The 14,247-nt window shown below is 35.9% G+C and carries 12 protein-coding genes and 2 tRNA genes; 4 read left to right on the top strand and 10 right to left on the bottom strand.

Annotated elements, in window-relative coordinates; genetic code table 11:
* Nucleotides 1-396: 396 nt before the first annotated feature.
* The gene (locus tag GGR10_RS00960; protein ID WP_182479507.1) at nucleotides 397-1,773 is read left to right on the top strand and encodes an amino acid permease; all 1,377 of its coding nucleotides are present in this window, start codon (nucleotides 397-399) and stop codon (nucleotides 1,771-1,773) included.
* A 991-nt stretch (nucleotides 1,774-2,764) separates the two neighbouring features.
* On the top strand, nucleotides 2,765-2,893 hold the full coding sequence (locus GGR10_RS06930; RefSeq protein WP_281371260.1) for a hypothetical protein: 129 nt from the start codon (nucleotides 2,765-2,767) through the stop codon (nucleotides 2,891-2,893).
* A gap of 179 nt (nucleotides 2,894-3,072) precedes the next feature.
* On the opposite strand, the gene GGR10_RS00955 is transcribed toward GGR10_RS06930, so the two are convergent.
* Nucleotides 3,073-3,147 (bottom strand) — tRNA-Val (locus GGR10_RS00955).
* 107 nt (nucleotides 3,148-3,254) lie between these two features.
* Nucleotides 3,255-3,617, bottom strand: coding sequence for a cell cycle two-component system response regulator CpdR (gene cpdR / locus GGR10_RS00950; protein WP_010703673.1), 363 nt, complete (start codon nucleotides 3,615-3,617; stop codon nucleotides 3,255-3,257).
* Nucleotides 3,618-4,265: 648 nt separating this feature from the next.
* Here cpdR and GGR10_RS00945 point away from each other — a divergent pair.
* Nucleotides 4,266-4,766 carry an Hsp20 family protein gene (locus tag GGR10_RS00945; RefSeq protein WP_182479506.1) on the top strand — a complete coding sequence of 167 codons (501 nt, stop codon included), beginning with the start codon at nucleotides 4,266-4,268 and terminating at the stop codon, nucleotides 4,764-4,766.
* A 407-nt stretch (nucleotides 4,767-5,173) separates the two neighbouring features.
* Here GGR10_RS00945 and GGR10_RS00940 read toward each other — a convergent pair.
* Nucleotides 5,174-5,250, bottom strand: a tRNA-Pro gene (locus tag GGR10_RS00940).
* A 294-nt stretch (nucleotides 5,251-5,544) separates the two neighbouring features.
* Here GGR10_RS00940 and GGR10_RS00935 point away from each other — a divergent pair.
* Nucleotides 5,545-5,919 (top strand): iron-sulfur cluster assembly accessory protein, encoded by a 375-nt coding sequence (locus GGR10_RS00935; RefSeq protein ID WP_182479505.1) that lies wholly within the window; start codon nucleotides 5,545-5,547, stop codon nucleotides 5,917-5,919.
* Between the two features lie 37 nt (nucleotides 5,920-5,956).
* Here GGR10_RS00935 and mazG read toward each other — a convergent pair whose 3' ends face one another.
* The 7 genes from mazG to GGR10_RS00900 all read right to left on the bottom strand — a co-directional run bounded on the left by mazG (nucleotide 5,957) and on the right by GGR10_RS00900 (nucleotide 14,146).
* The gene (gene mazG / locus GGR10_RS00930; protein ID WP_182479504.1) at nucleotides 5,957-6,790 is read right to left on the bottom strand and encodes a nucleoside triphosphate pyrophosphohydrolase; all 834 of its coding nucleotides are present in this window, start codon (nucleotides 6,788-6,790) and stop codon (nucleotides 5,957-5,959) included.
* A 33-nt stretch (nucleotides 6,791-6,823) separates the two neighbouring features.
* A complete protein-coding gene (locus GGR10_RS00925; RefSeq protein ID WP_246316821.1) occupies nucleotides 6,824-7,756 on the bottom strand; it encodes a lipid A biosynthesis lauroyl acyltransferase in 933 nt (310 codons plus the stop codon).
* A gap of 3 nt (nucleotides 7,757-7,759) precedes the next feature.
* Nucleotides 7,760-8,788, bottom strand: a complete 1,029-nt coding sequence (locus GGR10_RS00920) for a zinc-binding dehydrogenase (RefSeq protein WP_182479740.1) — start codon at nucleotides 8,786-8,788, stop codon at nucleotides 7,760-7,762.
* A gap of 61 nt (nucleotides 8,789-8,849) precedes the next feature.
* Nucleotides 8,850-10,127: a beta-ketoacyl-ACP synthase gene (locus GGR10_RS00915; protein ID WP_078689680.1), complete on the bottom strand. Its 1,278-nt coding sequence runs from the start codon at nucleotides 10,125-10,127 to the stop codon at nucleotides 8,850-8,852.
* Nucleotides 10,128-10,138: 11 nt separating this feature from the next.
* Complete coding sequence (locus GGR10_RS00910) at nucleotides 10,139-11,314, bottom strand: beta-ketoacyl-ACP synthase (RefSeq protein ID WP_182479503.1); 1,176 nt, start codon at nucleotides 11,312-11,314, stop codon at nucleotides 10,139-10,141.
* An 11-nt stretch (nucleotides 11,315-11,325) separates the two neighbouring features.
* Nucleotides 11,326-11,610, bottom strand: a complete 285-nt coding sequence (locus tag GGR10_RS00905) for an acyl carrier protein (RefSeq protein ID WP_078689681.1) — start codon at nucleotides 11,608-11,610, stop codon at nucleotides 11,326-11,328.
* Nucleotides 11,611-11,812: 202 nt separating this feature from the next.
* Nucleotides 11,813-14,146 (bottom strand): NADP-dependent malic enzyme, encoded by a 2,334-nt coding sequence (locus tag GGR10_RS00900; RefSeq protein WP_182479502.1) that lies wholly within the window; start codon nucleotides 14,144-14,146, stop codon nucleotides 11,813-11,815.
* Between the last annotated feature and the right edge of the window lie 101 nt (nucleotides 14,147-14,247).

Genomic DNA, 14,247 nt, shown 5'->3' with positions numbered 1-14,247 from the left:
TGGTGTCAGATGATATATTTGATCGATTAAGTAAGTAGAGACGATTTATAAATCAAACGAGCATCCTCACCATTTCTGTGATTAGGTTTGTAATAATGTAATGGCAATATATCGAAAGCATCATAAAAAAGGCATTATTTATTATAAACACCTCTTAAAACTGAGAGGACAAAAAGAATACAATTTTTTGTTATGAACAGTGCAAATTGCATCATCATATATAATGATTATGCATTTTAACCGTTATGATATTATATTTTTATGAGATGAAAAAATAGAAATTTCAAAATCTTTCAGATCCATTAAAGTTTTTTGCATTTCAGTTGGCTTCGGTGCTTGTTAGTCTGAAGATTTGCGCCTTTATAAGGATTATATAGCATTTGAAAAAGGAAAAAAATGTCAATAAACCAACTTAAACGAGGTATGAATAAACGTCAGGTTATATTTTTAGCTTTCGGGTCTGCTATAGGAACAGGTCTTTTTTATGGGTCTGCACAAGCAATTAATCTTGCTGGTCCAAGTGTTCTTATTGCGTATTGTGTTGCAGGTTTAGCCGTTTTTATGGTGATGCGGGCTCTAGGTGAGATGATTATTCATAATCCTTTGCCGGGTTCTTTTGCCCGTTATGCTGCAAATCATATATCACCTTTGGCTGGTTTTTTAACAGGGTGGACATATGTTTTTGAAGTGGTTCTTGTTGGTTTAGCTGATATCACAGTTTTTGCTACTTATATGGGTTTTTGGTATCCTAGTGTTTCTCCTTGGATCTGGACATTGAGCATTACACTTATCATCACTGCTATTAATTTAGCGGCAGTAAAAGTATATGGTGAGCTAGAATTTTGGCTGTCTTCTATCAAAGTAATTGCTATTATTGTTATGATTATTTTAGGTCTAGCAATTATTGTATTTAATTGGAATATGGGGGCGCAACCCACCATTCATAATTTATGGCAAAATGGTGGTATATTTCCCAATGGTTGGTTTGGTTTTTTAGCTTGCTTTAGCGTCGTTGTTTTTTCTTTTGGTGGGGTAGAGATTGTTGGAATAGCGGCTATGGAAACGCAAGATCCTAATAAAACTATTTCAAAAGCAATTAATTCTATTCCGATTCGGATTTTATTATTTTACGTTATGACTTTAACGGTTTTAATGATACTTTATCCTTGGAATAAAATTAGTTTTATTGATAGTCCTTTCGTTTCAATTTTTGAAAATCTTGGTATTTCATCAGCAGCTAATATTCTGAATGTTGTGGTTGTTACAGCGGCTGTTTCAGCCATTAATAGCGAAATGTATGGTGCTAGCCGCATGATTCATGGGCTGTCACAAGAAGGCTATGCATTTAAGAAATTTCAATGTCTGTCAAAAAACGGTGTGCCGATTTTTGTTATTTTATTAATATTTATCATATTTCTTTTTGGTGTTGTTCTTAACTATTTTTATCACGATCAACTTTTCTTTCTTATTGCAGCAATGGCAACATTTGCGACAGTTTTCGTTTGGGTGATGATTTTGCTTTCGCAAATTTTTATGCGACTTAAAATGCCCAAAGAAGAACAGCATAATCTAAAATTTCCAATTCCATTTTGGCCAATAGGATCGATTTTTGCTATTTTGTTTATGATTTTTATTTTCGGTTTGTTATGCTTTTTTGGTGATACACGACCAGTTTTAATCATAGGAGTGATTTGGATTAGTTGGCTTGTAGTTTGTTTTTATATACTTCATTTTTTAAATAAAAAAAACAGAAAAACTATCTGTAAAAATTGAGTTTTTCATTTATTAAAAACAAGAAATTTTTGCTATTCTTAATAAATAATCATTGCAAACGCGGTAAATATTATAAGCACTAATTTCATTGATAAACTGAGTTTTAGTGATTGAGTGGGTGGAAAAATCTACTTTATGGGAATTCTATATTACTGATAAAATTAGCATAATGTGGTATATATGAAATTTTTTTTATGTATTATTGATAAGCATTTAAATGAATTTTTTCATAAAATGTTTTAAATAGCTGAGGAGGGTATAATTATTATTTATAAATTTACAACCCTCATACAAATATATCAAATTCGCATCTCAACTTTTCTTACTTCCATATTAAGATAATCGCCTTAAATAAAAAGGGGAATAACTAATTACCACTTGAATTGTTATAGTAGAATTTATGTTCATTCTGTTATTTAACGCATTTATACAATTATTACATTATAATATGCTGCATTAGTTGAGCTTGTTTGTATGATGCTAAGCTATTGGTTCAATGACAACTTAAAGACTATATGCTAACAGATAAAAGCAGTGTTTAGGCGAATATGCTGCTATTATCGGTATAAAATTTTCCATAGATTTGGATCTCGTTATAAATATAATTCAAAGTAAAAACCAAGCCTTGGGAGTTCTGAGTGTTTTAATGTTTGGCTTTCCATAGATCAAAATCAAATCTGGTTTGATATGATAATTACAACACTTATACCTTTGACCTATTAATACATGATCTTACCAATGTATCTTTAGTGGTTTATTTTCCGCTAATGCTTTAGTCACAAGCGACAAATCCATCTCTAATGCATTATTAATACCTACTTTTCGCCTTTAATCTCTGCAGAACGATCGAGTATAAACAATTTTCCACATAGCTAACTAAGATTGCTTTGCAAGCTTCTTTAGCTTTGTCGTCGCGGATCATATTTCGTAAACTGTTTAATGATGTACGTTCAACACGATTTGCTTTGAGCAACTTAATAGCTTTGTGTGAATGTTTCAGGGATGGATTGGAATAAATCAAGTGGTAACACTTGTTCCTAGTAATGCTGGTCATGAATATCCACACGCATCTGACGCAGTAAGAGCTGTGGATTTGATGACAGTAACTGTAGTTTCCTGAATTTCATTAGCAATATGAGCTGGAATTTTTCCGTTATTAGATCTTCTATTCATCTTGTAACTGTGATGTAATACAAAACAAGTTTGTGTTGAGAAAATCTTATTCCCTAACCTTATTATTTATCTAGGACCTTTAAAAACAATAATAAAATCAAACGAATGTAGAAACGTAAAAATAAATGGTGGGCGTGACAGGGATTGAACCTGTGACCCCTACGATGTCAACGTAGTGCTCTCCCGCTGAGCTACACGCCCATTCAATGATGGTGTATACGCGCATACTGCATATAGAATTATAAACGTCAATGTCTGATTTAATTTTTTATTTGGTTAAATGCAGATAATTTACAGAAAATGTTCTGTTAAGCAGCTATAAGTATTTTTTCAACTTCGCTAACTAATTCACGCAAATGAAACGGTTTAGAGAGCACTTTAGCATCGGGAATGGCATCACTATTTGAATTTAAAGCAACTGCTGCAAAACCTGTAATGAACATAACTCGTAAATCAGGATCAATTTCAGTAGCACGTCGTGCTAACTCAATTCCATCCATTTCTGGCATCACAATATCAGTGAGTAGAAGAGAAAATGGCTCTTCTTGTAGACGTTTATATGCACTAGCACCATTATCAAAGTCGATGACTTCATAACCTGCACGTTCTAGTGCTTTTACTAGAAAGCGGCGCATATCATTATCATCTTCCGCGAGCAAGATTCGTTTCATGATTATGTCCAATTGTTCCATTTATCAGTTTTTCACTACACTAGTGTATACGATATAAAGTATTTATAAAAAAGCGGTAAAATGTTTTATAATTAGAATGAATAGCAAAATGGTTAACTGTTGCATATTTGTCAAGGATACATAATGTTGTTTTTAGTTGAATTCAATGTAAAATATGTATGACATTGGAAGAAAACCGAACATTTTGTATATTTTGAACTGTCGGTATTACCTGTTTTTAGTAATGTGAATTGTAAGATATGTGCGTTTAATCCCAATTTTTTCCTCACCGAATTTTGCTTATTCAAAGAGAAAAGATAGGAGAAGATAGGTAAAAAACTTTCTTACTGAAGTTCTTAAATCAATACAAAAAGCTATATTTTTTTATCAATAGCGCTAAAACCAAAAAAGCACTTAGTACTAACAAAAAAGAACTTAATGCTAAATTGTGATAGTGATGAAGAAATAAAAAACAGTTATCCTTATTTTTGCTCTCTTTTACGAATTAAAATACAAAAGAGTTGAAATGGAAAAGATTGATTACCAAATAAATATTACAATCGCCATAATGGGATTGTTAGTTTGTAAGAAAGTCTGCCATTTGGAGACTTTGTAAATTAATTATAGTCGCTCTAAAGGAGGGCAATTATGCGTCAAGTAGATTTTTCACCATTCTATCGTTCAACAGTAGGTTTTGATCATCTTTTAAACTGGTTTGATTCCAGAACACAACCGGATGATGTTTCTTCTTATCCACCATATAATATTGAGCGTTTAAGTGAGGACTCTTATCGGATTTCTATGGCTGTTGCTGGTTTTTCTTTAAATGAAATCGATATTGAAACGCATTGTAACCAGCTAACTATTAAAGGTGAGAAAATACCTGAAAATGATAATGAAGGGCGAGAATTCCTTTATCGAGGAATTGCTTCGCGTGCTTTTGAAAGGCGTTTTCATTTAGCTGATCATGTTAAGGTCATAGGAGCAGAATTAAGAGATGGTCTTCTTCATATCCAGCTTAAAAGAGAAATGCCGGCTGAATTAAAACCCAAGAAGATAGTTGTACAACAAGCGTCGCCATCTGTTGCTAAAAGTAGCAATGGTCATAATATACATAAAGCGAATTTAGAAGTTGAAACAACGGAATAAATTATAATTTTTGAAGATATTCAAAAACGCGAGGCAAAAGTCTCGCGTTTTTTATTTTCTGCTGATAAAAAAGCTATTTAATTAAAAGTTTATTGCGTAAATAATGATTATGAATAATAGCATTATTTTCAATAACACAAGATAATAGAGATGGATTAAATGTAGCTAAAGGCAGGATGATTTCTGTAGATCAATTAGTAACTGTGATAAATATTATAATTTACTTCCTAATAGCTATTTATATGAGCAACGATTTTTTGATAGTTCAATAGAATGTTTGATAAGGCAGCAAGATATTAGATTAGAATAAGCGTGTTTATTGTATATACTAAAGTAGGTATCAAGACGATTATTCTGATTTGAAAAAATGTATATTTCTTACTTTTTATAAGTAGAGCAATAAAAGATGGTCGGAGCGGCGGGATTCGAACCCACGACCCCTTGACCCCCAGTCAAGTGCGCTACCAGGCTGCGCTACGCTCCGAACTGTCCAAAACGACTAAACGACTGTCTCTTTAAAGGCAAGAGAAAAAATAAACAGGGTAAAATCTAATGAAACGCCTTTTTTCTGCTTTGAGAAAAAGCTTAAAAAAGTAAAAATGAGATTTTGATACTTCATCTCGGAGTAGATTTGAAATAAGAAATCAAAGCTCAAGTTTACAGAAAGGGTTAAACGTTCCAATTTGTGTCTTGTTATTTTGTTTTTAATGTATCAAAAAATGAAATTATCGTAGATAAAGTCATTGAAAATGCTTGTTTAGTAAGGGAAAAGTGAACGATGGGTCGTTCGGTAATAAGTTTGACAGAAGCTGCAATAGATCGCATTAAAGATATTATGAAAACAAAAAATGCGTGTGGTATTCTTATTGGCATCAAAAAAGGTGGCTGTGCGGGAATGGAATATACAATTGCTCTCGCAAAAGAAGAAATGCACGATGCGGATGTTGTTGAAATTAATGGTGCTCGCGTTTTTATTGCGCGCAATGCAATATTGTTTTTATTAGGAACACAGGTAGATTATGAAGTAACCACACTTCGTTCTGGTTTTATATTCAACAATCCCAATCAAATTTCAGCATGTGGGTGCGGTGAATCAGTAGAGATTCGTCCTGCTTCACAAAATAAATTGAATGAAATATATGAAACTCATTGAGTTTTGTGAGATTGCATTTAGTAAAGTAGGGGGGCCGTTAGTTTATTTTCTTATTGTGTATTTTAGCTTCATTCCAAAGAGCTTCCATTTCTTTTAAAGATACATCAGTCAATTTTTTTGACTGGTTTGATAGACTTTCTTCAATATAGGTGAAGCGATTTCTAAATTTTATATTTGTTTTTTTTAATGCCTTTTGGGGATCAATATTCAAATGGCGTGCAAGATTAAGTATGGCAAAATAAAGATCACCAAATTCAGCTTCTATTTCCAAAGCTTTATCAGCATTAATTGCTTCTTTAAGTTCATTGATTTCTTCTTTTATTTTTTTGAAGACTTTATCTTTCTTACGCCAATCAAAGCCTACTTTAGCAGCCATATTTTGTAAAGCGAGCGCTTCTCGATCTGCTGGTTGAGTCTGCTTTACTTGTGCAAGATAGCCTGTTGGTGTATCGTCTGGTAAACCTGCCTCTTTGAGCCGTTGTTTCCGTTCAGCTTTTTCTATTTTTTTGATATGTTCCCATGTATCCTCTGGGAAATCTAAGTTTCTTTGTTCTGCATTTCCAAAAACGTGAGGATGGCGGCGAATTATTTTTGCAGTAATAGCATAAACAACATCGTCAAAAGAAAAGCTACCTTCCTCCTTAGCAATCGCAGCATAATAGACTATCTGTAAGAGAAGATCACCTAATTCATCACAAAGATCTATTCGGTTACCTCGCTCAATGGCATCAATAACTTCATAAACTTCTTCGATCGTATAAGGTATGATAGATTCAAGAGTTTGTTTTATATCCCAAGCACAACCACTATCGCGATTTCGTAACATCGTAATAATTGTAATAAGGTCATTAATATCTTTTGATGCTAACATTGCTGTCTCTTTTGTGAGGATGATATGGACACATTATTCACCCCAGCGTCTATGAAACCACATCCATTGTCCGGGATATTCACGCACCCAAGTTTCAACAATATCATTTAATTTTTGCACAGAGGCATTTATGTCAATTTCATTTTTGTCATCAAGTGGAAGTTCCATACGCTCATATAACTCCAAACGATAACGGCCCCCAGCTAATCGGATACAACGTGCTGGATAAATATCACAATTATATTGCCGGGCAAGTTTTATGATTAAGGGATTGGTTTTAAGTGGCCGATTAAAAAATGTACTAGGAATGCCTCGGCGAAATTTTTGATCAACAAGCATACCAACATTTTCATTTTTTGCTAATTTTTCTGCTAATGCCCAAGTTACATGCGCTGCAGATGGTAAAAGATGCCCCATGGAATTTTGTCGAGCTTTCAAAACTCGATCTGCAATATAAGGGTTGTTGGGTGGTCTAAATAACACTGTAACATTAAGATCAAAGCTTTGTGCACATATAGGAAGAAGCTCAAAGTTTCCGGTATGCGCTGTGAAAAAAATATGAGGCTTTTTTTCATTTTTTAATCGTTGAAATATTTCAGCACCACTAACTTCAATTAAACCAGGTTGGCTAGCATTGGGATCAAAATCAAAAATTTTATCGAGAAAGATATATTCGACAAGAAGTCGCCCCATATTTTCCCACATTTCTAGTGCAATTGCATGTAATTCTTGTTCCGTTTTTTCTGGATATGCAGCTCTAAGATTTGCAAGTGCAATTTGATGACGAGATACAAGAGGACCAAATGTCTTTGCTAACCAGGAAATAAAAGAAAATCCAATGTTAATAGGGAGATGTCGTAAAATAGCTAGAAAAGCAATAAGCAAATGTGCCCACAGCCAATTTACAGAATTTTTAATAATGATTTTAATGCGATACATTGAAATTTTGATAAAATACTTTATCATGATTTAGTCAATTTTGAGGATAATTTTACCAAAAACATCACGGCTTTCCATTCGTTTTAAAGCTGTGTCTATTTTATCAAAGTCGACAATCGTATCAATAATAGGGGAAACAATCCCTTGTGCCATTTTCTGCATAGCATTTGCCATATTTTCCATACGACAGCCAAATGAACCAAATATTTTAAGTTGTTGCTGAAATAGTTGCATTAAATTCATAGGTGCTGAAACACCAGAAGTTGAACCACAAGTTACTAAACGAGCTCCCCGTTTCATACACAATATAGAGCCTGTCCATGTATCGGCACCCACGTGTTCAAAAACAACATCAACGCCTTTTTTTTGAGTTAATTTGCGGACCACACCTTCAAAACGATCTTTGCGGTAATTAATCACATAATCCGCTCCAAGGGATTGTGCTTTTGCAATTTTATTGTCTGAACCAACAGTGGTAATGACTGTGCACCTCATAGCTTTTGCGATCTGGATGGCTGCTGAACCAATACCAGAACCACCAGCTTGTATTAAAATTGTTTCTCCAGCTTGTAATTTCGCGTTATCAAAAAGCATATGCTCTACAGTACCAAAGGTAATCGGAGCAACAGCTGCTTTTATTGCGTCACACTCTAGTGGAGCTGGCACCAATAAACGTGCTGGCAGATTAACAAGTTCACAAGCAAAGCCATCAAGATGAAAACCATAAACGCCTTTTACATCACTGCAAAGATTATCACGTCCTTCACGACAGGGTTTGCACACGCCACAGGTTTGTGCACCATAAATTGAAACAATTTGCCCAAGCTGTAGATTTTCAACACCATCTCCCAGTTGAACAACCTCACCAGAAGCTTCTGCACCTATAATGAGCGGCATTTTTCTTTTAGCAAAGGCCATACCACGCCATCCCCATACATCAATATGATTAAGAGCAACGGCCTTTATACGGACTGTTACCTCACCAGGGCTAGGCGGTGGTGGGGGGGCAATATTAGTGATCTCAAGTTGACGCTCATTGAGTAGTTGCAGTGCACGCATCATTATTCTCTGTTAATATATTACTTAAGATTGGTGTTTTCGAAATTTAATCATTAAAGGATTACCCTTTATATGCCGTAATAACAAGACTAGTATTTTGACCGCCAAAGCCAAATGAATTAGATAAAACCGCATTGACACAAGCTTTACGGCTATAATTAGGAACAACATCCAAAGGGATAGTAGGGTCTGGATCATCATAATTGATTGTAGGGGGAAGTATTCCCGATTGGATAGTTAAAAGTGAAAAAACAGCTTCTATAGTGCCAGCAGCAGTTAAAGTGTGTCCAATCATTGATTTATTGGAAGAAACGGGAATATGTTCTAAAATATCTCCAAATACTGTTGATAATGCTAGATATTCCATCTTTTCATTTTCAGGTGTGGAAGTTCCATGTGCATTGATATAATCAATTTCATTAATTGTTATTTGCGCATCAGTTAAGGCTTTACGGACTGCTTCAGTTGCTGGGGATGCATCGGGTTTTGAGCGAGTACGGTGAAAATCATCTGCTGTTTCTCCACAACCTGCTAAAATCCCTAGAACTTTTGCTTTACGATTTAAAGCACTCTCAAGAGATTCAAGAACAAGAGCGCCCGATCCTTCTGCCATGACAAAGCCGTTTCGGTCACGGCTAAATGGTTTTGATGCTTTTTCTGCAGGATCATTATGGGTTGAAAGAGCAGATAATAAAGAAAAACGAATAAGGGATTCCGCTGAAACTGAACCATCTGTAGCGATAATAAGTGCGCGATCTGTTTCTCCTCGTCGAATAGATTCCACACCTAGTTGAATTGCTGTCGCACCAGATGCACAAGCAGTTGAAAGTGTAACAGGAAGTCCTTTTGTTCCAAATGTTTTTTGAAGTTTTTCCGCAATTGCTCCAAATTGCGTTGTCTCAAAAAGTGCATGCTGGGGTTTACGGCTACAGACTTCAAGAAGATGCGCATAAGAAGGTTCATCATTAGATGTCTCTTCTTGATCAAGAGCAAAACGAGCTTTCCACTCAAGTTCAACAGGGGGAGCTGCTAAGAATAATGGTCCATTAAAATTTGTTTTATCAAGATTGGCTTGCTCTAAAGCTTCTTCTGCTGCAAGATGTGCTAGTTTTTCAGAAAGAGCTGAAGCTCCAATTGTACTTTCTTCAAGAAAATCAACAGTTCCTGCAATAACTGTATTTAACCCTTCAACGGGAAAGCGCGTTATTTTATGAATACCACTAACGCCATTGATTAATTTTTGCCAGTTTTCTTGTTTGCCTTGCCCCAGTGATGTTACAACTCCTGCTCCAGTTATTGCTATAAGTGGACGTCCGAAATGATCGTTATATTCCGTCATAGAAATTCCTTTTAAACAGCAGCTAAGTGCACTATACCTTCAGCTCTTTTTATACCAACTGTAGTGGCTAATGCTTCACGTACTTCTCCAGAAAATGGTTTTTCATGAGCACTCAGTGTTGGAAAGCTAAGTTTTTTCTCAACAGCAATTGCAGCTAATGCGAGCGCTAAAGGAAACTGTGCTTCTCGTAAGTAGCCAAATAATGTTGTCATCCCACGGTAAGGTATATTAGCAGCGTCAAGTACACTTTGTTCCGCTTTTGTTGCTTCATGGGAACCTGAAGCACCTGAAATTGTAAAAGCAGATTTAGCCTTTATTGTTTTTAACATTGTAGCAATTGTGTCTTTAAGTGGAATTTTTGTCCTATTTGTTTGATCTGTGATGATTTGGCTGATTTCAGCATAAACACGGGCATTTCGTTTTTTTGCTTGTTCGCCGTTTTCAAGCACTAGAAAAATACCTGCAGAACCGGTTATTATTTCACTGCCAAGAGAGTTTTTACGCCCCCAAACTGGTGACCACCCATTGCGTGCTAAGAGGCCTCCAAGCCCATGAGCTAACAACATATCATAACTTTGAGCATTATAGGAGCTACCTACTAAAACGTGCGTACTCTGTCCTGCTCGAATTCGGGCAACAGCTACTTGCACAGCAGAAAGCCCACTACCTTCTTCCCCCATAAATGTGCGAGAAGAGCCCGTTACTTTATGAACAATTGAAATATTACCGGCTAGAAGATTGGATAGTTGTGCTAAAAATAAAGTTGGGCGAAGTTCAGTTGAAAGGACAGAATTAAGCATAGAAGCGTGATCATCTGTTGTGCGTGCTTTAGCAAGAATTTGTGTATCAACAGCAATATCGCGCTCGCCTCCACTGGCTGCAACGATCATATCCATTGTTGATGTTAACTGTTCATTGTTTTTTATTCCCGCATCCTCAAGAGCAAGGCCAGCTGCATAGGTACCAAGACGCTGCCATGTTTCCATTTGTCGTTGGTCGCTACGTTTTGGAATTTGTAAATTCCAATCGACTTCAGTTAATTTATGGACAGTGTAGGGTGAAAAACTCGTACAATCTAGATTTGGTGTAACTGTAGGGTCGTTCAATTTTTTCCAATGGCAATCAACCCCTTCACCTAAGGAGCTTATCAGTCCTATACCAGTAATGAATACAGATTGATTCTGCATGATACAAGAAATCAATTAGCCTGTTTTAAGGCAATGAGTTCATCAATTTTTGCACAAAGGTTTTTAAGAACAAAATATTCTTCGGTTGCAACTGAACCTTCATTAATTTCTTGAGTCCACTGTTCTAATGGAATTTTAATTCCAAAAGCTTTATCAAGAGCAAAAACGATATCAAGAAAATCCAGACTATCGATTCCTAAATCATCAATTGTATGACTTTCAGGCGTAATCATGCTGCGATCGATTTCACTGATTTCCGCAATAACATCAGCAACTTTATCAAAAGTAGAGGGCAATGTGTAATTCCTTATTATAGGTTGATAGCTTCATAAAATATTTAAATATAACTCTATCTAGCTTTTTTTACCTAAAAAAAAAAGACTTAATCCAAAATGCAACTGTCTTTTCAATATGAAAAGTGAATTTGCAATGGACTAAGTCCTTACTTTTTGATTGTTTATAAGAAGAAACGCTAAATTTTATCGTAAAACACGAGGATTATTTATTTTTATTTGCCTTACTATGAGATTTTTTTCTATTTGCGGCAAGCACTGCCAGTGCTGTCATATTGACAACTCCTCGTGAAGTTACTGAAGGTGTGAGAATATGTACAGGACGTGCAGCCCCAATTAAAATAGGGCCTACATGGAGTGAATCTGTTAGGTTTTTTACAATATTAAGTGTGATATTGGCCGCATCAAGTGTTGGAAAAACAAGCAAATTAGCTTCACCCTTAAGACGTGAATCAGGAAAAACACGATCACGAAAAATTTGAGAAAGTGCTGAATCACCATGCATTTCCCCATCTGATTCCAAATCTGGGTATAACTGTGCCAAGATTTCAGCTGCACGGCGCATTTTACGCGCACTTTCTGTATTTTTGGAACCAAAATTTGAATGCGATAATAACGCTACTTTTGGTGTTATACCAAAAGCTTCAACTTCTTGTGCTGCTAAAACTGTCATTTCCACTATCTCTTCAGCAGAGGGATTTTCATTAACGTAAGTATCCGTTAGGAAAAGAGTACTATGTGGAGAGATGAGTAAACTGACAGAAGAAAAACGACTAACATTGGAATCAAGTCCAATAATTTGCTCGATTAATTGAAGATTACGTTCAAAACGTCCTTCTAAACCGCAAATCATTGCATCAGCTTCTTCACGCATAACTGCAAGGGCAGCAATAGCTGTTGTTGATGTTCTTACAATTGTTTTTGCAACCTCAGGTGATACACCACATCTACCTGTATAACGAAGCAATAAATTAACATAATCACGAAAACGTGGGTCATCTTCTGGATTTGTGAGTTCAAAATCTATGCCGGGACGAATTCTTAAGCCAAAGCGTTCTAATCTAGATTCCACTACATGTGGACGGCCAATAAGAAGAGGAATTGCAGTTTGTTCTTCAAGAACAATTTGTGCTGCACGAAGTACACGTTCATCTTCACCATTGGCATAAATTACACGTTTGCGTTTTGCTGTTTTTACAGTAGCAAAAACAGGTTTCATTGTTAGACCAGAGCGGTACACAAAGCGATTAAGGCTATCATGATAAGCAGCAATATCTTCAATTGGTCGAATTGCTACGCCGGTTTCCATTGCTGCTTTGGCAACAGCAGGTGCAATCCGCAGTATTAAGCGTGGATCAAAAGGGAAGGGGATAAGATAGTCTGGACCAAAATTAGATGTTTCTTTTGAATAAGCACGTGCTGCAACATCTGAAGATTCTTCACGGGCAAGGGCAGCAATAGCATGAACTGCTGCTACTTTCATTTCTTCATTAATTGCAGTGGCACCAACATCTAATGCGCCACGGAAAATATATGGAAAACAAAGGACGTTATTAACTTGATTGGGATAGTCAGAACGCCCTGTGCAGATCATTGCGTCTGGTCGCACGGCACGTGCTTCTTCTGGCATGATTTCCGGTGTTGGGTTAGCGAGTGCTAAAATTAAAGGCTTTGGGGCCATTTTTTTGAGATATTCGGGTTTTAAAACACCACCTGCTGAAACACCTAAAAAAATGTCTGCATTATCAATAATCTCGGATAAAGTTCGTGCATCAGTTTTTTGCGCATAATTGATTTTCCAACGATCCATAAGTGTTTTGCGGCCTTCATAAACAACACCGTCTAAATCACTAAGCCAAATGTTTTCAACTTTTGCTCCAAGATGAACTAAAAGATTAAGACAAGCTAAAGCGGCAGCACCTGCACCTGAGGTAACTATTTTTACGTCTTCAATTTTTTTACCAGCAAGATGTAATCCATTTAATACGGCAGCAGAAACAATAATGGCAGTTCCGTGTTGGTCATCATGGAAGACTGGGATATTCATTTTAGCACGAAGTTGCTCTTCGATTTCAAAGCATTCAGGAGCTTTGATATCTTCAAGATTGATACCACTAAATGTCGGTTCTAATGCAGATACGATTTCTACCATTTGCGCAATGTCAGGTGCATCAAGTTCGATATCAAACACATCAATATTTGCAAACTTTTTGAATAAAACAGCTTTTCCTTCCATGACAGGTTTAGAAGCAAGCGGGCCAATGTTTCCTAATCCTAAAACAGCTGTTCCATTTGATATAACAGCCACTAAATTGGAACGAGAAGTATATTGAGCTGCTAGGTTTGGATCTTTATGAATTGCAAGACATGGCGCAGCAACACCCGGAGAATAAGCAAGCGCTAAATCGCGTTGATTACCAAGCGGTTTTGTTGCTTGTATTTTTAGTTTTCCAGGCTTTGGATATTGGTGGTAAAAAAGCGCTGCACTATCAAGTTCAGTTTGATGTGAACTGACATTGTTATTTGATTTTTTAGACATTTTTGTGATATCCAAGTTAATATATGTTTATAGGGACATTGCCATTTATAATCAGATTAATGCCCGCTAAAAGATTTTGATTTTTCTAAATATAAAAAGGC

This window comes from Bartonella chomelii (assembly GCF_014138465.1).
Lineage (GTDB): Bacteria > Pseudomonadota > Alphaproteobacteria > Rhizobiales > Rhizobiaceae > Bartonella > Bartonella schoenbuchensis.
The sequence above is the reverse complement of the archived record's forward strand: the minus strand, read 5'-3'. Positions and strand labels throughout refer to the sequence as shown.